General features: G+C 34.4%; 20 protein-coding genes, 1 tRNA gene and 1 pseudogene. 18 read left to right on the top strand and 4 right to left on the bottom strand.

Going from position 1 to position 21,512, the window contains the following annotated elements; translation table 11 throughout:
• Window positions 1-249 precede the first annotated feature (249 nt).
• Window positions 250-588: a hypothetical protein gene (locus RT037_RS11090; RefSeq protein WP_312323961.1), complete on the top strand. Its 339-nt coding sequence runs from the start codon at window positions 250-252 to the stop codon at window positions 586-588.
• A gap of 328 nt (window positions 589-916) precedes the next feature.
• Here the strand turns inward: RT037_RS11090 and RT037_RS11085 are convergent.
• The 3 genes from RT037_RS11085 to RT037_RS11075 all read right to left on the bottom strand — a co-directional run bounded on the left by RT037_RS11085 (window position 917) and on the right by RT037_RS11075 (window position 4,181).
• Window positions 917-989, bottom strand: a tRNA-Phe gene (locus RT037_RS11085).
• 107 nt (window positions 990-1,096) lie between these two features.
• Complete coding sequence (locus tag RT037_RS11080) at window positions 1,097-2,941, bottom strand: lysophospholipid acyltransferase family protein (protein ID WP_312322711.1); 1,845 nt, start codon at window positions 2,939-2,941, stop codon at window positions 1,097-1,099.
• A 1-nt stretch (window position 2,942) separates the two neighbouring features.
• The gene (locus RT037_RS11075) at window positions 2,943-4,181 is read right to left on the bottom strand and encodes an aspartate kinase (protein WP_312322712.1); all 1,239 of its coding nucleotides are present in this window, start codon (window positions 4,179-4,181) and stop codon (window positions 2,943-2,945) included.
• A gap of 353 nt (window positions 4,182-4,534) precedes the next feature.
• Here RT037_RS11075 and fbp point away from each other — a divergent pair, with 353 nt between their 5' ends.
• The gene (fbp, locus tag RT037_RS11070) at window positions 4,535-5,554 is read left to right on the top strand and encodes a class 1 fructose-bisphosphatase (protein ID WP_313031159.1); all 1,020 of its coding nucleotides are present in this window, start codon (window positions 4,535-4,537) and stop codon (window positions 5,552-5,554) included.
• An 8-nt stretch (window positions 5,555-5,562) separates the two neighbouring features.
• On the top strand, window positions 5,563-6,570 hold the full coding sequence (locus RT037_RS11065) for an o-succinylbenzoate synthase (protein WP_313031153.1): 1,008 nt from the start codon (window positions 5,563-5,565) through the stop codon (window positions 6,568-6,570).
• 23 nt (window positions 6,571-6,593) lie between these two features.
• On the opposite strand, the gene RT037_RS11060 is transcribed toward RT037_RS11065, so the two are convergent.
• Window positions 6,594-7,097 (bottom strand): DUF6702 family protein, encoded by a 504-nt coding sequence (locus RT037_RS11060; protein ID WP_313031150.1) that lies wholly within the window; start codon window positions 7,095-7,097, stop codon window positions 6,594-6,596.
• Window positions 7,098-7,195: 98 nt separating this feature from the next.
• Between RT037_RS11060 and RT037_RS11055 the strand changes: the two genes are divergently transcribed.
• From RT037_RS11055 to RT037_RS10990, 15 genes and pseudogenes are all read left to right on the top strand, one after another.
• Window positions 7,196-7,774, top strand: a complete 579-nt coding sequence (locus RT037_RS11055; RefSeq protein ID WP_312322351.1) for a HupE/UreJ family protein — start codon at window positions 7,196-7,198, stop codon at window positions 7,772-7,774.
• Between the two features lie 68 nt (window positions 7,775-7,842).
• On the top strand, window positions 7,843-10,218 hold the full coding sequence (locus tag RT037_RS11050) for a M1 family metallopeptidase (protein WP_313031143.1): 2,376 nt from the start codon (window positions 7,843-7,845) through the stop codon (window positions 10,216-10,218).
• 181 nt (window positions 10,219-10,399) lie between these two features.
• Window positions 10,400-10,663, top strand: coding sequence for a hypothetical protein (locus RT037_RS11045; protein ID WP_312322354.1), 264 nt, complete (start codon window positions 10,400-10,402; stop codon window positions 10,661-10,663).
• On the top strand, window positions 10,663-10,935 hold the full coding sequence (locus tag RT037_RS11040) for a hypothetical protein (RefSeq protein WP_313031138.1): 273 nt from the start codon (window positions 10,663-10,665) through the stop codon (window positions 10,933-10,935). The genes RT037_RS11045 and RT037_RS11040 overlap by 1 nt, the downstream gene beginning before the upstream one ends.
• A 344-nt stretch (window positions 10,936-11,279) precedes the next feature.
• Complete coding sequence (locus RT037_RS11035) at window positions 11,280-11,870, top strand: Crp/Fnr family transcriptional regulator (protein WP_312322356.1); 591 nt, start codon at window positions 11,280-11,282, stop codon at window positions 11,868-11,870.
• A 254-nt stretch (window positions 11,871-12,124) separates the two neighbouring features.
• Entirely contained in the window at window positions 12,125-12,397 is a 273-nt protein-coding gene (locus tag RT037_RS11030) for a hypothetical protein (protein ID WP_312322357.1), read from the top strand.
• An 83-nt stretch (window positions 12,398-12,480) separates the two neighbouring features.
• Window positions 12,481-13,260 (top strand): hypothetical protein, encoded by a 780-nt coding sequence (locus RT037_RS11025; protein ID WP_312322358.1) that lies wholly within the window; start codon window positions 12,481-12,483, stop codon window positions 13,258-13,260.
• 87 nt (window positions 13,261-13,347) lie between these two features.
• A pseudogene (locus RT037_RS13910) lies at window positions 13,348-13,530 on the top strand (gliding motility-associated C-terminal domain-containing protein); the annotation flags it as partial.
• A gap of 137 nt (window positions 13,531-13,667) precedes the next feature.
• Window positions 13,668-13,946, top strand: coding sequence for a co-chaperone GroES (gene groES, locus RT037_RS11020; protein WP_079666196.1), 279 nt, complete (start codon window positions 13,668-13,670; stop codon window positions 13,944-13,946).
• Window positions 13,947-14,050: 104 nt separating this feature from the next.
• Entirely contained in the window at window positions 14,051-15,676 is a 1,626-nt protein-coding gene (gene groL / locus RT037_RS11015) for a chaperonin GroEL (RefSeq protein ID WP_312322359.1), read from the top strand.
• A 349-nt stretch (window positions 15,677-16,025) separates the two neighbouring features.
• On the top strand, window positions 16,026-18,395 hold the full coding sequence (locus RT037_RS11010; protein WP_313031128.1) for a patatin-like phospholipase family protein: 2,370 nt from the start codon (window positions 16,026-16,028) through the stop codon (window positions 18,393-18,395).
• 263 nt (window positions 18,396-18,658) lie between these two features.
• Complete coding sequence (locus RT037_RS11005; protein WP_313031125.1) at window positions 18,659-19,468, top strand: M48 family metalloprotease; 810 nt, start codon at window positions 18,659-18,661, stop codon at window positions 19,466-19,468.
• Window positions 19,469-19,510: 42 nt separating this feature from the next.
• Window positions 19,511-20,059, top strand: coding sequence for a hypothetical protein (locus tag RT037_RS11000; RefSeq protein ID WP_313031123.1), 549 nt, complete (start codon window positions 19,511-19,513; stop codon window positions 20,057-20,059).
• Window positions 20,060-20,325: 266 nt separating this feature from the next.
• A complete protein-coding gene (locus RT037_RS10995) occupies window positions 20,326-20,913 on the top strand; it encodes a response regulator transcription factor (RefSeq protein WP_313031119.1) in 588 nt (195 codons plus the stop codon).
• Between the two features lie 232 nt (window positions 20,914-21,145).
• Complete coding sequence (locus RT037_RS10990; RefSeq protein WP_313031116.1) at window positions 21,146-21,442, top strand: hypothetical protein; 297 nt, start codon at window positions 21,146-21,148, stop codon at window positions 21,440-21,442.
• The last annotated feature ends 70 nt before the right edge of the window (window positions 21,443-21,512 follow it).

Here is a 21,512-nt window from a genome sequence, read left to right as displayed (position 1 = left end):
GGCTCAAAATTTTTCAGAATAACTTTTCAACTTACACAGTTAGTGAGATACTACCATGAAAAACTTTATTCACTAAAACACAACGAAAAAGATGAGTTTTTAAAGAAACTCGAAGAGCAACTGGAGTTTTATTCAAAAGACGAATTTAAGTTTTCGGTTTGAGAAATAAACCATCTTAAAATTTCCCGATGCATTATAAATTATGTTTCAGCATATGGCCGTTTTCCGACCAGAACGCACATTGCAACAATGACAGATTTATCCAGACCGACAATTAACAAACATTTGGAAACTCTTCAATCTTCCAAGCATTATAAACAATACACCGCACAATTTGAAATGATGCCAGACCGTGTTATTGTTGCAATGACCAAAAGCGCACTTGAGGGAAATGTAAGCGCACAACGTTTATTTCTGGAATATATGACTGGAAACATAGGAAAGAATGCCAGAACACAAAACAATTACATACAGCTTAACGGAGTTATTTTTAGGGATGAAAAATTAAAAATACTTTCTCCCGAACAGCTCAAAGAAATTGAGAGTATTTTAACAACTGTTGAAGTAAGTCCAATTGAGAACTTGTAAAAACTTGACATTTGAAAACCTTACAAAACCTTAGATTTACCTTTCAATTATTTGAGAGGTATTTTTATTGTCTCCGAAGCTATAAAGAATTACGAACATTGTATGTAAAGAGATAACCAAAAAAAAATTTCGTTCGTTGAATTAACGGAGTCGGTTTTGACTTGGTTAAAATTAGAAAAGACCAGCCGAAACGCTGGTTTTATAATTTGAACAATTCTAAATTAATGGTTTTTGATGCTATTTTAAGAATGGTTGGGAAATAATTGGGAAAGACAGTAATAAAAAAACCGCAACGTGCAATATTTCAGCGTGTTACGGTTTTAAAAAGTGGTTTCTCCAGGAATCGAACCAGGGACACATGGATTTTCAATCCATTGCTCTACCAACTGAGCTAAGAAACCTTTTTTACTAAGAGCAACTGTTTCGTTGTTTTTAGTGGTGCAAAGGTATAATGTTTTACTATACGGCGCAAGTCTTTTTTAAACTTTTTTTACTAAAAACACCGACATCACTGATTATCAGGCGATTTTTTTTCAGTTTCACTTTTTAGAAAAGCACTCATTTCTTCCAAAACTGGTCGAATAGTATCTTCTGGAAGTTCACTAATTCTAATATACATCAAACCATCTATCGCATCATTAAAGTTAGGATCCACATTAAAAGCGATAACTTTTGCATTCTGCTTGATATATTTTTTAATTAAAACAGGCAAACGAAGCTCAGGCTCTAGATCATCAATAATTTTATCCAACTTATTAAGGTCAGAATCCATATCTTCAAAAAACAAAGCCTTATCACGCTCTCTAAGGATTACTTTATAATCATTTTTAGGATGAACATATTGCGCTACTGCAGAGTCGAAATAATGCGAACGCATAAACTCAATCATCAAAGATTTCGAAAACTCCGAAAACTTATTACTGATACTTACGCCACCCATCAAAAATTTATGCTCAGGATTTCTCAAACATACATGTACAATTCCTCTCCAAAGCAAGAACAACGGAAACGGTTTTTGCTGATATTCCGAAGAGATATAGGCGCGTCCCATTTCGATAACTTTACGGAAGAAAGGCTGCAACTCTTGATCATACTCAAATAAAGAACTTGTGTAGAAGCCATCTATACCGTACTTCTTCATCACTTCAACGCCCAAAGCCATACGATATGCGCCTACTAATTTTTTGTTGGCATTATCCCATAAAAATAGATGGTGATAATGCTTATCATATTCGTCTAAGTCAAAAGGAAGGTTCGTCCCCTCTCCTATTTTTCGGAAAGTCAACTCACGCTGACGTCCAATCTCACGCATGATGTTGGGGATTTCCTCATATTTTGTAAAAAACATATCGTAATCGCTATACGAAAACAAATGTTTTTTATCATCTTTTTTTAATAATTCTATTTCAGCTAAAATATCTTCCTCAGGCGTTTCGTCAATAATATTCTGAACAATATTTTGCTGCTTCGTCAACGGAAGTTTAATCGACAAATTTGGGATCATCAAAGTCTCCGCAATGCTTTTTCTTTTGTCATAATAAGACTTCAGCATGTAGACTTTCTTTTTTAAGAAATCACCTAATTCTTCGATGTTTTCTTCCTCGTCCATTTGCTTTACAGAAATAGGTTTCCCAATTCTTATTCTAATTGGATTGTCCCTTTTCTTCATCATTTCTGATGGCAATAACATCGTTTGCAAATCTGGATGAAGCTTCGCCAAATTATAAAACATTCGACTATTACGAGCATGGAAATACATTGGCACAACGGGGACTTTCGCTTTTTTAATCAGTTTTAAAGCTGGTGTTTCCCATGCTTTGTCCATCACTTCGTTATACTCATTATTTTTATTAGAAACTTCTCCCGCTGGAAAAATCCCGATACAACCACCTTCTTGCAAATGCTTTAGCGTCTCGCGCATACCAGAACTGCTGCTGTAAGCTTCTTTGCGACCTTCGAAAGGATTAACTGCAATAACATAAGGCGCCATCGGTTTTATCTTTTCTAAAAGAAAATTGCCCATCACTTTAAAATCAGGGCGAACGCTTGACAAAATTTTACACATCAATACGCCATCTATCGCGCCAAGAGGATGATTAGAAACCAAAATGAATGGTCCTGTTTTCGGAATTTTTGCTAAATCTTCTTCGAAGACTACATATTTTAAGTCAAGTTCTTTCACAAATCCATTGAAAAAATCTTCGCCTTCTTTGTCTTTTAATTTATCGTAAAGCGCATTAACTTCATTAATCTTGGTTATACGAAGTACAAAAGAAGCGATTGGATTCTTTAAAAATCCGAATTTGTTAAGACCTGCTGCCTTTATTAAATCTTCTTTAGAAATTAAACTCATGTTATTGAATTACCATTTGTAAAGTATTCTTGGATAACTGTTCCAATAGCACTTTTTTATCTTTATAAAACTTATCTAGTTCGTCAATTTTAGCATTTCTCACGGTAAACAAAGACACATCTTTTAATAAATTTGTACTAAAACCGTTTTGCAAATCTTGTACAAACTCATCAATGTGACCGAATTTATCCTCCAAACATAACTCTAACGAAATCGCAGAATTTTGCATCAACGATACTTTGATATTATATTTTAAAAGTAGCGAAAAAATTTCTTTCATGTGGTTTTCTGCAATAAAAGAAAAATCTCGTGTATTTACCGTTAAATAATATTGTTCTTTTTTAAGAATATACGACTCCAAATATTGATTGTCACTCGCATTTCCAACTTTAGTACCTGCTTTTGATGGATCAATAAATGATTTTACAAAAAACGGAATATTCTTCTGCTTAAGCGGTTGCAACGTCTTCGGGTGAATAACCGACGCACCGTAATAAGCCATTTCAATGGCTTCTTCGTATGAAATGCTATCCAACAATTCTACATTTTCAAAAATACGTGGATCTCCCGTCATAACACCCGGAACGTCCTTCCAAATCGTCATTTCAGAAGCATCAAATCCAAAAGCAAAAATCGCCGCCGTATAATCGGAACCTTCACGTCCCAAAGTCACCGTAAAATTATGCTCGTCCGAAGCGATAAAACCTTGCGTAATGTAGTTTTTTTCTTTGCTAAGTTTTTGGATATTTTCTTCGGTTTCTTTCCAGTTAACAACACCTTCGCGATAAGTGTTATCCGTTTTGATGTAGTCGCGCGCGTCAAGCCAATTATTTTCAAACTGAGATTCGTTCAAAAATTCGCTAACGATTTTGGAAGAAATCATCTCACCACAACTTACAACTTGGTCATACACGAAGTTATAATTCGGAGATTTATTACGTCTCAAAAATGAATCGATATCGTCAAAAAACAAATTAATTTCTGCAAATACAGGATGTTTTTCTTGGAAAAGTCCTTTTGCAATATCGATATGGAACTGTTTAATATTTTCAATTTCTTGTTGATAGTCGACCTTCGCGAAGTAATTTGCTACCACTTTTTCTAAAGCATTAGTCGTTTTACCCATCGCCGAAACTACCATTAGACAGCTTTTAAAACCTTGATTCTCTAATACCAAGGCTACATTTTTCACACTTTCCGCATCTTTAACAGACGCACCACCGAATTTGAATACTTTCACTTTACTTAGTTTGCCCTTTATTTTATTACAATCTCCAAAATTATTAATAATGACTGATTTACGAAATAGACTTGTTAACAAATATTAAGATTAAGACAAAAATCAAGTTTAACAACTTCTTCTTTTAAAACTGAAGTCTAATCCTCAATTATGGTTAAGATTGTAAACACAAAAAATAATCAATAAAATTTACAATGCTAAAAAACAATTTAATTTCCGAAATTATCTTTAATAAAATTAAATTTTCATTAAAATAAAAACAATAAAATCCATATTTTTACTTAACTTTCTAAGACTTTAGATTTATCAAAAAAAATCTATTAAATTTGGTCAATTTTCTAATAAAAATTAAAATGAGTAAAGAACCTTTACAAACCCTAGGCGAATTTATTATCGAGAAACAGGACGATTTTAGATATTCTTCTGGAGAATTATCTCGATTATTAAGTTGTATTCGTATGGCTTCCAAATTGGTAAACCGAGAAGTTAACAAAGCTGGTATCGCCGATATTATCGGGATTGCAGGCAACGAAAACATACAAGGTGAACAACAACAAAAGTTGGACGTTTTGGCTAACGAAATTTTTATCACAGCACTTTCTCAAAGAGAAGTAGTTTGTGGAATCGCGTCAGAAGAGAATGATGACTTCATCGAAATCTCTTGCAAAGGCAACGCACACCTTAGTAAATATGTTGTATTAATCGATCCTTTGGATGGTTCTTCTAACATCGACGTTAACGTTTCTGTTGGGACAATTTTCTCTATTTATAGAAGAATTACAAATCCTGGAGATCCAGTAGAGCTAAAAGACTTTTTACAAAAAGGTTCTAAACAAATTGCTGCAGGTTACGTCGTTTACGGTTCGTCGACGATGATTGTTTATACAACTGGTAACGGTGTTAACGGTTTCACGCTAGATCCAGCAATCGGAACGTATTATCTTTCTCATAAAGATGTTAAAATCCCAACTAGCGGAAAAATCTATTCGATTAACGAAGGTAACTACGCGAAGTTCCCACAAGGTGTTAAAGATTACATCAAATATTGTCAAGAAGAGGACGGCGACAGACCTTACACTTCGCGTTACATCGGATCTTTGGTATCGGATTTCCATAGAAATATGTTGAAAGGTGGTATCTACATTTACCCTTCTACATCGCAATCTCCAAAAGGAAAACTTCGTCTACTATACGAATGTAATCCAATGGCGATGTTGGCAGAACAAGCTGGTGGTAAGGCAAGCGACGGTTTCAAAAGAATCTTGGACATCGAGCCTACAGAACTTCACCAACGCGTACCATTCTTTGCAGGTAGTGCAGCAATGGTGACTAAAGCTGAGGAATTCATGTCAAAAGCAGTTGATAAACATTAAAAATTATTTTGAAAACAGCACGTTTCGAAAAATATACATTAAACTTCAAACGCCCGAGTGGAACATCTCGCGGCGTTTTGAATGTTAAAGAGACCTACTTCATCCATATTGAAGAAGATGGCAAAACAGGAGTTGGCGAAGCTAACCTTTTTAAAGGTTTAAGCTTTGACGACGATGACGAATATGAAGATGCATTAACTTGGGCTTGCCAAAATGTAAATCTTGGACTCGACCATCTTCGCGAAGAAATGGTCAATCATCCATCGATTATTTTTGGTCTCGAACAAGCATTTCTAAATCTTGAACATGGCGAAAACATTTATTTCCCGAGTGATTTTACAGAAGCAAAAGATTCAATCCGAATTAATGGGCTGATTTGGATGGGCGATGTTAATTATATGAAACAGCAAATCGAGGAAAAGCTTGCTCAAAATTTTCATTGTATTAAACTAAAAATCGGTGTCGATTGGGAGAACGAAAAACAAGTGATTGCCGAGCTTCGTAAAAAATTTCCGAAAGAAGTTTTAGAACTTCGCGTAGATGCGAATGGCGCTTTTTCTTCTGAGAAAGCAAAAACTGTTTTGGAAGAATTAGCAATTCTTGACATCCATTCTATCGAGCAACCCATCGAAGCTGGCAACTGGAAAGAAATGGCAAAACTTTGTGCCGAAACGCCAACGCCTATTGCGCTTGATGAAGAATTAATTGGGATTCTCAATTACGATTCCAAAGTTGATTTACTAAAAGAAATAAAACCGCAATTCATTATTTTAAAACCAACTTTAATTGGTGGTTTCTCTGGCAGTGACGAGTGGATAAAACTTGCAGAAAATCAAAATATCGGTTGGTGGATTACTTCAGCTTTAGAAAGTAATATCGGACTAAATGCGATTGCGCAATACACTTACCCAAAACAAAATCCGATGCCACAAGGTTTGGGAACTGGTGGACTTTTCACCAACAATACGCCCTCACATTTAGATCTAAAAGGCGAACAACTTTGGTTTAAAAACTAAGATTTTTTTAGTTAAAACAAACTTTAAAATTGTTGATACAAATAACGATTCGGGAAAGTGAGTTTTTCGCTTTTCCGATTTCCGTTAATGATGATGTGGATGATGTTGAGTTGATCTTCAAACAAGTTATACAACATACTTACCGAAGTTTCCACTTTTTGAGGTTGATTAACAACTTCGGATTCTAAATAAACATTAACACTTTCACTATCTTCTTCAAATCCTAAATAATTGATTTTTACGAACTGACTATTGACTTTCAGTTTCATATAGTCGTTGCAATAATTCTTGAAAGCTTCATTAATCGCATCGTGACTTTTCGCATCCTGGAATTTCAAAGATTTTGGATATTTTTTATTGAGCGCATTTTCCATATCATCTAAAAAGAATTTTCCAGAAATCTGAAAAGTTTTAGTCTTTTGATTATAATTAAACTCCACCGAGCCAACATGATAAGGATGCAGATTTTCTTTAAACGAAGAAAACGCTACACAAACAACAATTAATAATAAAAAAAATCTTTTCAAAAGCCTTTATTTAAAAGTGATTAAACCAATTTTTAGATTGTAAAAACTTTTCAAAGTTAATTAAAAATTGTATTATCGCATTTGTTAAAAAATAAAGAATGTCAGACTTTCTATTTTATCTCAATCTCGGCTGGGAGCACATTATTTCGCTAGATGCGCTCGACCATCAACTCTTCGTTTTGGCATTGGTTGCCGTCTATTCTTACAACGACTGGAAAAAAATTTTAGTCTTGGTAACGGCATTCACCATTGGACATTCGGTGACTTTGGCGCTAAGTGTTTTTAATCTTTTAAAAGTACCGTCTAATTGGGTTGAATTTTTAATTCCGTTGACCATCGCAATTACAGCTTTGGACAATATCTTGATGCGCAACAACCAAAAAAACCTCATGAAAATGAATTATTATTTGGCTTTATTTTTTGGATTAATTCATGGGATGGGATTTGCAAACACAGCGCGAATGATGCTGGCAAAAGAGCAAAGTATTTTTGTGCCGCTTTTAGGTTTCAATATTGGTTTAGAACTTGGGCAGATTGTCGTTGTTTTTGCAATTTTAATCATTCTTTTTATATTATTAAACGTTTTTAAAGTCAATAAAAAAGACTGGATTATGTTTGTTTCATCAGGGGTTTTTGCATTGGCGTCACAAATGACTTTGGAAAGAATTCCTTTTTAATACTGATAAAACACTAAGTTTTACTTAACTTCGTTTAATTAATTTCAAAAATAATCTTCTTTAGAAAGATGAAAATCAAAATATCAGCATTAGCACTAAGCTTGTCCGTTACGTTATTTGCACAGAATATTCAAAATAATCCTGGCAGTAACCACGGAAATAAATTTGAACAACTTGGTACAATTCTTCCAACGCCCAATTATTACAGGGCAGCTTCTGGAGCACCTGGGCAAGGTTATTGGCAAAACCAAGCAGACTACGACATTAGCGCTTATTTAGATGAAGAAAATAGAAATCTTCGTGGTTCTCAGACGGTGACTTATACTAACAATTCGCCTGATAACCTAGATTATATTTGGTTGCAATTGGATGAAAACCAACAATCTACAGTTAAAAATGCGAACTATCAATTTTCATCAACAATTCCTAAGACCACGACGACGGAAAAATTAAACGTTAGTAATCTTCCTGAAAAAGACAATCATTACGGTGTTAATTTGACCAAAGTAACCGATGCGGCTGGTAAAAACCTCAACTATGTGGTTAACAAAACCATGATGAGAATTGACCTTCCGAAGGTTTTAAAAAAAGGTGAAAAATTCACTTTTAAAATAGATTGGAATTACAATATCCCTAACCGAATCGCAATGGGCGGTCGTGGCGGTTACGAATTTTTCCCAGAAGATGGCAATGACCTTTACACCATCACGCAATGGTTTCCGAGACTTTGCGTGTACAGTGATCATCAAGGTTGGCAGAATCATCAATTCACAGGGCGAGGCGAATTTGCTTTGGTTTTCGGAAATTATAAAGTAAACATCAATGTTCCTGCAGATCATATTGTGGGCGCAACTGGTGAAGGAAAAAACTTTGATAAAGTCTTAACTTCTACTCAATATTCAAGATATCAACAAGCAAAAACAGCTAAAGAGCCAATCGAAATTGTAACGCTTGATGAAGCAAAAAAAGCCGAAAAATCAAAATCTAAAGAGCGTAAAACTTGGATTTTTGAAGCCAAAGATGTGCGTGATTTTGCTTGGACTTCTTCTCGAAAATTTGTTTGGGATGGGATGAATGTCAACATTCCTGAAAACAACAATAACGTCATGGCGATGAGTCTTTACGGCAAAGAAGCTTACGGACTTTACAGAAAATATTCGACGAAAGCGGTAGCGCATACCATTAAAACTTATTCGGAATTCACCATTCCTTATCCATATCCAGTGGCACAATCTGTAGAAGCCGCGAACGGTATGGAATATCCGATGATTTGTTTTAATTATGGACGAACAGAAAAGGACGGAACCTATTCTGAAGCCACAAAAAATGGAATGATCGGCGTTATTATCCATGAAGTTGGACACAATTTTTTCCCGATGATTATCAACTCCGACGAGAGACAATGGAGTTGGATGGATGAAGGTCTTAATACTTTTGTTCAGTTCTTAACAGAAAGTAAGTGGGATAACAAATTCCCTTCCAGACGTGGTCCAGCGGACAAAATCGTTGATTATATGAAGTTGCCCAAAGATCAGTTGGAGCCTATCATGAGCAACTCAGAAAACATTGCGCAGTTTGGGCCAAATGCTTACGCAAAACCTGCTACTGGGCTTAACATTTTGCGCGAGACAATTATGGGGCGCGACTTGTTTGATCAAGCTTTTAAAACTTATGCTAAACGTTGGGCGTTCCGTCATCCAGAGCCAGCGGATTTTTTCAGAACAATGGAAGACGCAAGTGGCGAAGATTTGGACTGGTTTTGGAGAGGTTGGTTTTTCGGGACAGATCCAGTCGATATTGCTTTAAGCAAAGTAACTGTTGCTAAACCTCAACTCGATGCACAACCAAAAAGTAAAGAAATCACTTATAAAATTGATCCGCCAGCAGAAGATGATTTTAATGATATTTCAAAAACGAGAGAGCGTGACGCCAAAACAAAATTTGCTGTAGATCAAGATAAAGATTTACAGGATTTCTACTATCGTTACGCAAGAGGACAAGAAAAACTTGATCAAAATAAAAACTACGCCACTAACGAATCCGACTTCGAAGCTCTTTCTAAAGAAGATAAAAACCGATTAAAAAATCTGACTGCTTACCAACTAGATTTCGAAAATAAAGGCGGATTAGTTATGCCTATTATCTTGGAATTCACTTTTGAAGATGGCAGCAAATTGACTGATAATATCCCAGCGCAGATCTGGCGACATAACGAACAAAAAGTTTCTAAAACTTATTATTTTGATAAAGTTTTAAAATCGGTACAACTCGATCCTCTTAAACAGACCGCAGATATTGACACTTCCAATAACTTTTGGTCAGCTAGTGGTTCGTCATCAAATCTCGATAACAAATTTGAAGTTTTCAAACAAAAACAAGCTGCGATACGAGGCGCTTCTAACGGAAGACTTAACCCTATGCAAGCAGCAGGAAAGAAAAATTAAAACTTACTTAACTACAAACCAATCGATTTTCGGTTGGTTTTTTTATATTTAAAATGAAAAAACAAACATTAAGATTAAACACGACCAAGTCGAACTTTATTACAACATTAGTTTATATTTAGGATTTATCGTAGGACTCGCAATATTTATCGGTTGGGCAATTTTCATTTGGAAAAGACTTATGAAAAGTGCAAACAAAGATAAAGTCATTTCGTCAACAATTATTGGGATGAAAACTTTATTTTTCACCTTTCCAGGACTTATCGGTTTTATCGCATGTTTTATTCCTCTTTTCTATTTTGGAAATATTCTGAAACAAGAAGAATATTGCAAACAAATTATTCGAGTTAATGTTGGCGTCACGAAAGACGATCCAATCTTCCAAGAACGTTGCGGCTGTTCGGACATCGACGAACTTTTTATAAATGCTAAAAAAACAGAATAATGAAAACCTATAATTTTCGACAAAATCCAGGTGCAAAAGCCATCATCTTTGCAATTGTTTATTTTGCTGTCGTATTTTCCATTAGCTATTTTGTTTTTGGAAGCATTGATGGGATGGCGGATAAAGTCAATAATTTAGGAGCCAAAGCGGCTGGACTTTTAGTCGGTATCCTAATTTTAGGACCATTTATAATTCTGCTAACATTTGTTTCTCCTAAATTAAAAGTTGAACTCGGTCAAGATTTCCTTTCTATTAAAACTGGGAAAAAATAACAAAACATTTCCTTTTCAGAAATTGGATCAGTGATTATAAATGATAAAAAACTAAACACCTTGAAGATTTTTGATAGAAATGGAAATTTAATTTAGAGTTTTTCTTCACAAAATAATCCAGATGCACTTCTGGAGATTGCTGCCAATATTTCGAAATTCGTATTTAATAAAGAAAAAACTGTTTTACAATTCTTTGGAAACAAATTTGATCGTATAACATACATGCGAGCATAAAAACAAAGCCTTATCTTTAAATATTCTTAAAATCAGTCAACTTCGGTTGATTTTTTTCTTTAAAGCATTAATAAAAATATGTTTTGCATTATATTTGCAACCTGAAAAATATGAGCTTTAAAGAACTTTTAAAAGAAAAAATTTTAAGCTATGGAACTTACTTCGATGACGATGTTTTAGAAGCTGGTTTACAAAAGTTTAAAACGATAAAATTAAATGCAGGCGATCACCTTATTAATTCTGGAGATGTTATGTCGGAACTTTTCATAGCAGAAAAGTCGATTTCGCGCGCTTATCGAATCTCAGAAAATGGTGAAGAGCAGACACTTTGGATAGAGCCCGAAATGAGTTTCTTAACCGATATGGAAAGCTTTCGTCGTGGAACAACTAATCAAATGAATGTTCAACTTTATGAAGATTCTGACGTTATGTACATCGAGCGCGAAGATTTGGTCGAACTCTACGCAGAATACCACCAATGGTCACTTTTCGGAATTTCTCTTGCTGAGGAATATCTTATTTATGTTTTTAAAATCACAAATATGATGTTTGCGAATGATGCAACATCTAACTATCAGCTCATTGCGCAATATTATCCACGATTTTTGGATATTGTCCCACTAAAACATATTGCATCGCGCCTTAATGTTACACCGATTACTATTTCACGAATTAGAAATGATAAACAGAAGAAAAAATAAATTAACTTAACATCTGTTAAGTTTAAAAAAAAACTGTCACTTATCTTGGCTTAAACGCTAAAAATAATCATGGGAATTCGCTGATATCAACCACAACTGATGCAAAGGATTTCTATCTTTTTAATTCTTTTTTGTTCTTTTTTGTCATTTGCTCTTTCGGGGCAAACGATTTGATATGATTACCAACCGGTTTCGGAACCCAAAACGGAAGTTCTTGGGCCAATGCACGTTCATTACAAAATGCAATTGCTAATTTGAATTCTGGCCAAACCGAACTTAGATTACGCCAAGGAAATTATCTTATAAATTCAACTCTAAGAATTGATTGGGGGAGAAAAGTTCGTCTTGTTGGTGGTTACAGCGGTGTAGGAACAAACCGAGATTACACTTTATATCCAACAAATCTTAATGGGCAAAAGAAAACTCAAATCATGTATATTCAAGAAGATGATTGTAGTATTGATGTGTTAATTTCATTGATGGATTTGTTACAGGCACTAATGAAGGCGGAGCGGGACTTGTATTAAGAACGAATATTAGCCAGATTCGGAATTCAACCTTTAGAAACAATATTTCGGAAGGTGGTCGTGGCGCAGGTGCACTTTATCTCATGCATGGTTTCAACGGCGCAGTTCTTATTGATAATTGTACTTTCGAGAATAATAAGAGTAACTACAAAGTTTATACAATGGGTGACAAAGGCGGTGGTGCAATCCACAATTGGTCGGATAATGTCACCATAAAAAATTCTGTATTCCGAAATAATTATGCAGAAAATGAAGGTGACGCCATTTATAGTTGGGGAGAAAATTTTCACCTAGAAAATACTCGGTTTGAAAATAATATTACCGAAACGAAGGGCGGTGGTATTTATATTAATTATTATGATGTTAAATTAAAAAACGCTCTGTTTATTGGCAATAAAGCATATGAAGGTGGCGGAATTTTTATTTTTGGAACATCACTTTCGGTTGAAAACTCGCAATTCAATAACAATGAAGCCCAAGAAGAAGGTGCGCTTAATAGCAGTTTTGGGAAGTGGGATTTCCTGAATACCGTTTTTAGAAATAATAAAGCAAGCGAAAAAGGAGGAGCAATATACAATCATCGATTTTCGGAAATTTCCACGATTAATAAATCTGAATTTTATGATAATGCTGCAAAACAAGGTGGTGCCATTTATAATTTTAGCGATGAAGGATTAAAAATTTCGAACGCGCTTTTCTACAAAAATGTAGCAAGTGACAAAGGTGGTGCGATATATAATTATCGAAATATCGACGTTGCCAATACAAATACTACTTTTATAATTCCCCGTTTCCCAAATACGCCATCAAATCCCGGAACATCAATTTACAACGGAAAAAGAAACAACTTTCGAAGAGCATAAAAGCCCAAATGTTTTCACATCAAATAATGATGGCAATAATGATGTCGCTGATTTTTAATTCCTTCTAGATAAAAAAATGCGACGCTTCAGATTATCGATCGTTATGGGACCCTGCATTTTGAAGGCAACCAAAACAACCAATTCATTTGGAATGGCACTCACAATGGTTTAAAATCAAAAACAGGAACTTATTGGTATATTATCATTTGGACAAATTCGGAGAAAAAAATTGTGACACTAAAAGATTGGATTTTACTAAAATCAAATTAAAAACTGACAAATTTTCACATTTTTAATTTTAATCTGACAATTATAACTTATAACATATAACTTATAACTCCATAACTATAAGTGGCATATTCTTGGAGAACAACAGGGTAGATAAAAATTAAAAAATAAATACAATTATGTCAGTAAACTTCACACCATTAGCAGACAGAGTGCTTATCGAGCCAATTGCTGCAGAAACTAAAACTGCTTCAGGTATTATTATCCCAGACACAGCAAAAGAAAAACCTCAAGAAGGAACTGTTGTAGCTGTGGGCGCTGGTAAAAAGGACGAACCAATGACCGTAAAAGTTGGTGACAAAGTTCTTTACGGAAAGTATTCAGGATCTGAATTAAAACTAGACGGAAAAGATTTCTTAATCGTAAGAGAAGCTGATTTATTAGGAATTCTTGGATAGGATTTCAGATAAAAGACATCAGATTTCAGATTTATCATTCTTAAAAATCAAAATTAAAATATCGTTAAATGTCTAACTTCTAACATCTAATATCTAAATAAAAAATGGCAAAAGAAATAAAATTTGATATCGAATCAAGAGACGCCCTAAAAAGAGGTGTTGATGCATTAGCAAATGCAGTAAAAGTAACTTTAGGACCAAAAGGTAGAAACGTAGTAATCGAAAAATCTTTCGGTGCTCCTCACGTAACTAAAGACGGGGTTTCTGTAGCTAAAGAAATCGAACTTGAAGACAGAGTAGAAAATATGGGTGCTCAAATGGTAAAAGAAGTTGCTTCTAAAACCAATGACATCGCTGGTGACGGTACAACTACCGCTACAGTTTTGGCTCAGGCTATCGTAAGAGAAGGTCTTAAAAACGTTGCAGCTGGTGCTAACCCAATGGATCTTAAAAGAGGTATCGACAAAGCAGTTACTGCAGTTGTTACTAATCTAAAATCTCAATCTCAAGAGGTTGGAGATTCTTCAGAAAAAATCAAACAAGTTGCTTCTATTTCGGCTAATAACGATGACACAATCGGTTCTTTAATCGCTGAAGCTTTCGGGAAAGTTGGTAAAGAAGGTGTTATCACTGTAGAAGAAGCAAAAGGTACAGATACAACAGTTGACGTTGTAGAAGGTATGCAATTCGACAGAGGATACCAATCGCCTTACTTCGTGACAAATCCAGAAAAAATGCTAGCTGAGCTAGAAAATCCATACATCCTTTTGGTAGAGAAAAAAATCTCTTCTATGAAGGAATTACTTCCAGTTCTTGAGCCAATTGCACAAGGTGGTAAATCTCTATTAATCATTTCTGAAGAAGTTGAAGGTGAGGCTTTAGCAACTTTGGTAGTTAACAAATTAAGAGGTTCTCTTAAGATTGCTGCTGTTAAAGCGCCAGGATTTGGTGACAGAAGAAAAGCAATGTTAGAAGACATCGCAATTTTAACTGGTGGTACAGTTATTTCTGAAGAGCAAGGTTTCACAATGGACAATGTAACTTTAGAAATGTTAGGTACTGCAGAAAAAGTACAAATCGACAAAGACAACACAACAATCGTTAACGGTGGTGGTGACGAAGCAAAAATTAAAGGTAGAGTTGCTCAAATCAAAGCTCAGATGGAAACAACAACTTCTGACTATGACAGAGAAAAACTTCAAGAGCGTCTAGCTAAATTGGCTGGCGGTGTTGCAGTTCTTTACGTTGGTGCAGCTTCGGAAGTAGAAATGAAAGAGAAAAAAGACAGAGTTGACGATGCACTTCACGCAACAAGAGCTGCTGTAGAAGAAGGTATCGTTGCAGGTGGTGGTGTTGCTTTGGTAAGAGCTATTGCTTCTCTTAACGCACTTAACGGTGAAAATGCTGACGAAACTACAGGTATCAAAATCGTGAAAAGAGCAATCGAAGAACCTCTTAGACAAATCGTTGCTAACGCAGGTGGCGAAGGATCTGTTATCGTGGCAAAAGTTGCAGAAGGTAACGGTGACTTCGGATACAACGCAAAAACTGGCGAGTATGTTAACATGCTTGAGGCAGGTATTATTGACCCGACTAAAGTAACAAGAGTAGCTTTAGAAAACGCAGCTTCGGTTTCCGGAATGCTTTTAACAACAGAATGTGTCATCACAGAAGTTAAAAAAGACGAACCAGCAATGCCAATGGGCGGCGGAATGCCAGGTATGATGTAATAGTCAGCGACCGATGCAATATACAAAACCTTCACTTTCGAGTGGAGGTTTTTTTGTTTTTATTGGGGCGCCCTTTCCAGCTGTCACTACTCGCTTCCAGAAACCCACACCAAATCTCTCACCCATTTCTGAAGAGCTCAAACACGCCGCTCCATCTGGGGCGCAAGGACTACGCTATTATAAAATTTTTGTTACTAAAAAAACAATACCACTTTAAAAGCTAAGCTAATTTTCATTTTGTTAGTTTATCTTTCAAATAAAAAATCAGAGATAAAAGATACTCCGCACTCACCTATTTCCACAGCCATCCATAGAAATATTTTTTTGTACTTTTAACAAAACTAATTCTATGAAACTTAAATTCCTACTACTAGGTCTAATTGTGATTTTCCAATTAGGCCAATCTCAGCTAAATGACTCTCTAAAGACTTCGCTGAATCACATTACAAAAGACACAAAATTCGGACTTGCTATGAGTGGCGGTGGCGCTAAAGGCTTTGCCCATATTGGCATTTTACGAGCGATTGACTCACTAGGTATCAAGGTTGACTACATTACGGGCACCAGCATGGGTGGTATTCTCGGAGGGCTTTACGCAATGGGTTATTCTGGAAACCAGCTTAGCGAAACCGTTGCTGCAATGGATTGGAAAAGAATTTTATCCAACAAAATCCCCTACAACAAAGTCAATTTTGCAGAAAAAGACGAGTTTGATAAATACCTCATCGAATTTCCTGTGGAAAATGGCGTCCCTACATTACCAAGTTCTTATATCGAAGGTCAATATATGGGAGAAGTTCTCAATACTCTAACCTTTAATGCAAAACATATTAATGATTTTTCTAAACTAAGAATCCCTGTCGAAATGACGGCTTCCGACATTGTTAATGGAGGTCTTGTAATGCAAAAAAGCGGTTCTCTACCTTTAGCAATACGCTCTACCCTCGCCATTCCCGCAGCTTTTGCCCCTGTTTATATCGATGGTAAATTATTAGTTGACGGCGGCTTAGATCGCAATTTCCCTATTAAAGAAATAAAAGATATGGGTGCTGATTTCGTCATTGGAGGTTATACCGGTTTCCGACTTTTCACTAAAAAGGAAATCGAAAATCCAATGAAAATGATTTATCAAACGCATGCAATTCGATCAGTACAAGATTTTCATGAGCAGAAAAAAAACTCAAACATTCTCGTCAATTTTGTTGATATTTTAGGAGACATAACCACCAAAGATTTTAGAAAACATCAGGAGATTATCAAAATTGGAGAGCAAGAAGTTAAAAAACATCTTCCAGAATTGGTAGCACTTGCAGAAGCTCAAAAAAAAGCTGGAATCGTCTATGAACATAAAATGATAGAAGAAGTTAAGAAGCCAACTATTCAGATTAATTTTAGTGAAGACAACGGCACAGTTTTAACAAACTCATCAGAAATTCAAACTCTAAAATCGCTACTTGCTTTAGAAATTGGAAAATATTATGATGTAAAAACAGTTAACGAATCGATTGATCGTATTTTTGGGACAAGATTGTATGATCGTGTATATTACACCTATACTGACGCTCCAGATGGACTTATCATGAATATTTTTATTAGAAGAGCCAAAAGTGGTGCCTTCAAGTTGGCTTTGCATTATGACAACGAACAATCTGTCGGCATCATTGTTAATTACACATACCGAAACTCTATTCTTAATCGATCACGAGTTTTGGCGACACTTGATATTTCAGAGCGCTTTAAAGCGCGTATTCAATATCAAAAATTTTTGGATGATGATTACAAATTTTGGTTTAGCACAGAAGCAAAATTCACGAATCAAAAAAGCAATGATTTTATCCTAAAATTCGGGAACCTTTTAGACGAAAACATCTATATTTCTCCGAACTACAATCATCATAAGTTTAACGGAAATATTGCAATCAACTACAATGTCATGAATAATGCTGCCATAAGTCTCGGTGCAGAATTTAATTACGAAGCCATAATTCGAGAAATGGACGACATCAATCGTGATGTATTTGACAATTTTAAAAAGCAAGCTTTCCAACATAACAATTGGGATGTATTTTTAAAATTTGAACAAAATAATCTTAACAAAAAACACTATTTCACCTCGGGTAATAACCTTCAGATTATTGCAAAAACATATTTTGGAGATAAGTTTAAAATAAATAAACAGGAAGGTCTAGATACGCTTTTAGATTATTATGTCAACCCAAATCAGTCTTTCTATACAAGGTCAAAACATCTAACAACTTTTATTATTAACGAAAATTTCGCCCTACCAATCACCAGAAAACTTGCAATTAAATTTAACGCATATCTAGGAACACATTTCGGAGAAAAAACTAGAGAAAATACAATTGCATTTTTATTTCTAAATCAAAAAATAAATGTTGGTGGCAGCGAGTATAATTTTGACGGATTTAATCCTGAATTTAATGGTTTCAAACAAAAAGAACTTCCATTTAATTCTATCGCAAAAGCTGGTGTAACCTTACAGTACAATCTTCTAAAAAGTCTGTATTTGAGTCCGTCTTTCCATTACGGAAAACTTAGTGGAGATCTCTTTGCATTTGGAAAACTTAGCAAAAACGTCATCGGTTATGGTTTACAACTCGGCTACGAATCGCTACTTGGCCCTATTAATTTCAATGTTTCTAAAAATGATTTGTTAGATAATTGGAGATTTTATTTCTCAATTGGATTTAAATTTTAAAATAAAAAAACAAATTCAATCCTATAAAAATCGATGAACTACTCAGAATAAGCTGAGTAGTTTTTTGTTTTCACTAAAAATAATTTTTCAAAAAACATGAAAATAACAATGCGCATCTTGTTGAAATAAAAAGAGAACATCAACCAAAACTATTTTCATTAATTGATGAGATTGTCGCAGAAGTTGGAACTGATGTACCAAAAAAGATTTTCCTGCCAAATGAAGTTAATGCTAGTGTATTTTATAACTCCAGCTTTTGGAGCATGATTGAACCAGTCAAAAAAAACCTTAACATTGGACTGGGATTGTTCAACGCCACAACAGCACAAGAACTGAAAGCTATTCTTGCTCACGAATTTGGTCATTTTTCGCAAAAATCCATGAAAGTAGGAAGATTCGTTTATAATGTTAACCAAATTATCTTTTACCACGTTAACGAAGATGAAGCGTTTGAAAATCACATAAGAAGCTTTACACAGTCAAGTGGTTATTTTTCATTTTTGGGTGGATTGGCGGGCTTTTTTATCGGCATTATAGAGAAAATTTTAAGATCGATGTATTCGGTTGTAAACCTAAAATACATGGCTTTATCTCTAGAAACGGAATTCCATGCGGATGAAGTTGCTGCAAAGGTCGCTGGCTCCGAAGCTTTGTCCGAATCTTTACTAAGACTAGATCTTGCAAATTCTGCATATTCTTCAGTCAGTGATGTTTATAATCAAAAATTTGACGAAGCTAAAGTCAGTCAAAACTTATATACCGAACAAAGCTTTGTCATGAATTTTTTAGCGAAAGACAGTCAATTAAATTACAAATACAATCTACCCTTAGTAACACAAGAGGACGCGTCTTTATTTAATAAATCAAAATTGGTGCTTAGCAATCAATGGGCATCACATCCATCCACAAAAGACCGAATTGCACGTCTCAACAAATTCAATATTATTAAAGATAAAACAACGAAAGCGCATGGATTTATTTTACAAATAAGGAAGAGGTTCAAATTAGAAAGCGACATTAATACTATAAATGCAATTGCAGAAGGACAAACAGACATTAACACTTTTGACTAAGACGGCACAAAACATACAGAAAAACAAGCTTCCAAATTAGTTATGACTCTCGAGTCTGAAGTGGAAAGGATTAAAAATTTAATTTCTATAAATGATAAAAATATCCTCGCATACTTATACGGAATCCGTTCTTTGAACAAACAATTTGAAGAAAAGTTCCAGGGTCAATATGATGGGGATCAACAATGTGATGATCGTACACAACTTTCACTCAACCTTAATGATGCTTTAGCCTTCGTCAGCGTAAGAACAAATGATGATACTATTAAAAAGAATTTTGAAAACATAAAAAAGCAAGAAAAAGAACTTAAGGAGCGCACAAAATTAATTGTGAATAATCCGCTTTACGACGACCAAATTCTTCCTTTGACACGAAAAGATTTGGAATATTTTGTAAATAATGAATTAATCTACTTCCGTACAGGAGAATATTTTACCTATAACCTTAATATGTTATTTTTGGCAATTAACGAGAATGCAAGATTACTAAGTAGGACTTATTTTCTTTACAAAAGAGATTTATTAAAATATTTCGAAAGATTACAAGTTTCAAAAAACAAAAACGAAGAAGAAAAATCTGAATACATTTAACAAATAAAAATGAATTTTTAAAAAACTCGTCAACATTAGAATAACAATATAATTTTATGAAAAATGAATTGGTAATTTTAATAAATTTCTATCAAATTTTCAAAATTTACAAAAATTTATTCACCAATATTCTTAACTTTATATAACAAATATATACCCCAAATTCGGTATTGGAAATTATCGCTCAATTATTAATCTTTATATAACTAATAACCATGAAAATCCAAGTTGCTATTGTCGAGGACGATAAAAACTAGAACAACACATTGAAAAAGGTTATCGACTATAATAACCAAATGAATTGCGTTGGGCAATTTTTTTCTGGCAAAGCAGCTTTGGATAGTTTGGCAGATCTAGATCCAGACATTGTATTAATGGATTTGCAACTCTATGATTCTTGGGGTACGAACGTTATTCGCACTATCAAAATCAAAAACTCCAGAATACAGTTCATTATTTGCACCAATCACGAAGACGATGATAAAGTTTTTGATGCATTGCGTAGCGCTGCTGTTGGTTATCTCGTAAAAGGTGAAAGTCTTGAAAAGATTATACAAGCCATCATTACAGCAAAAAATGGCGGTAGTCCAATGAGTAATAACATTGCAAAAAAAGTATTATGTCATTTTCAAAATCAAGAACAAGACTTCCAAATGGTAGAAGAACTCACTACAACTGAAAAGTATATATTACAAGGTCTAGCAGAAGGTTTGCAATATAAAGAAATCGCCGCTAATAAAGGCGTATCGACAGAAACTGTAAAAAAACACGTTGGAAGTATCTACAGAAAGTTAAATGTTAACAATAAAGTGGAAGCTCTTAATAAACTGAATCATAACAAATTCTTATTGTAGATTTATTAAAAAATCATAGATATTTCCTTATGCGTAGGAAAACAATAAATCATGGATAAAACATCTAATTCAGTTTATAAGATCTAAGTTTCATAGCTAGCTCATGCTAATACTGTACATTTATCTATTTGTTGTTTTCTTATGTTTTGTATCTTCTATCATCAATAGAAAGACAGAACAACATTTTTTGTGGCTTTATTTTGGAGTAGTTTTTATTAGCGAAATTCTGAATATGATTGAAATAATGCCTTATAGTCTGTATATTTTAACAATTCCGCTTTACAGTCTATTTTTCATTTACTACTTCAGCACAGAAGAAAAAAACAAAAAACTTAGCTGGATTTTAGCAATTATCAATATAATAATAAGTGCCATATTTTTCGGGACAGAAGCCAATTATCAAATTATACTAAGTGTTATTTTGTGCGTTACCTACACGTTCTTAAGTTTACGATGGTTTTTCTTACAACTTAAAAATACAGATCTACCACCTATTTATAAAAAACAAAAATTTTTGGGTAGCAACTAGCGTATTATTCTTTACTATTGTATTTATTTTTAGAATTGTACCTACTAATCTGCTTAATGTCGTTGATATT

The sequence above is a fragment of the Soonwooa sp. genome, assembly GCF_032062245.1.
Taxonomy (GTDB): Bacteria; Bacteroidota; Bacteroidia; order Flavobacteriales; family Weeksellaceae; genus Soonwooa.
Note: the sequence above shows the minus strand (reverse complement) of the source record. Positions and strands in the feature narration are given on the sequence as shown.

Bases quoted from the DNA above. Each gene is read 5' to 3' on its own strand.
- RT037_RS11090 (WP_312323961.1), top strand. From the start codon at position 250: ATGACAGATTTATCCAGACCGACAATTAACAAACATTTGGAAACTCTT.
- RT037_RS11080 (WP_312322711.1), bottom strand. From the start codon at position 2,941: ATGAGTTTAATTTCTAAAGAAGATTTAATAAAGGCAGCAGGTCTTAAC.
- fbp (WP_313031159.1), top strand. From the start codon at position 4,535: ATGAGTAAAGAACCTTTACAAACCCTAGGCGAATTTATTATCGAGAAA.
- RT037_RS11055 (WP_312322351.1), top strand. From the start codon at position 7,196: ATGTCAGACTTTCTATTTTATCTCAATCTCGGCTGGGAGCACATTATT.
- RT037_RS11050 (WP_313031143.1), top strand. From the start codon at position 7,843: ATGAAAATCAAAATATCAGCATTAGCACTAAGCTTGTCCGTTACGTTA.
- RT037_RS11045 (WP_312322354.1), top strand. From the start codon at position 10,400: ATGAAAAGTGCAAACAAAGATAAAGTCATTTCGTCAACAATTATTGGG.
- RT037_RS11040 (WP_313031138.1), top strand. From the start codon at position 10,663: ATGAAAACCTATAATTTTCGACAAAATCCAGGTGCAAAAGCCATCATC.
- RT037_RS11035 (WP_312322356.1), top strand. From the start codon at position 11,280: ATGAGCTTTAAAGAACTTTTAAAAGAAAAAATTTTAAGCTATGGAACT.
- RT037_RS11025 (WP_312322358.1), top strand. From the start codon at position 12,481: ATGCATGGTTTCAACGGCGCAGTTCTTATTGATAATTGTACTTTCGAG.
- groES (WP_079666196.1), top strand. From the start codon at position 13,668: ATGTCAGTAAACTTCACACCATTAGCAGACAGAGTGCTTATCGAGCCA.
- groL (WP_312322359.1), top strand. From the start codon at position 14,051: ATGGCAAAAGAAATAAAATTTGATATCGAATCAAGAGACGCCCTAAAA.
- RT037_RS11010 (WP_313031128.1), top strand. From the start codon at position 16,026: ATGAAACTTAAATTCCTACTACTAGGTCTAATTGTGATTTTCCAATTA.
- RT037_RS11005 (WP_313031125.1), top strand. From the start codon at position 18,659: ATGATTGAACCAGTCAAAAAAAACCTTAACATTGGACTGGGATTGTTC.
- RT037_RS11000 (WP_313031123.1), top strand. From the start codon at position 19,511: ATGACTCTCGAGTCTGAAGTGGAAAGGATTAAAAATTTAATTTCTATA.
- RT037_RS10990 (WP_313031116.1), top strand. From the start codon at position 21,146: ATGATTGAAATAATGCCTTATAGTCTGTATATTTTAACAATTCCGCTT.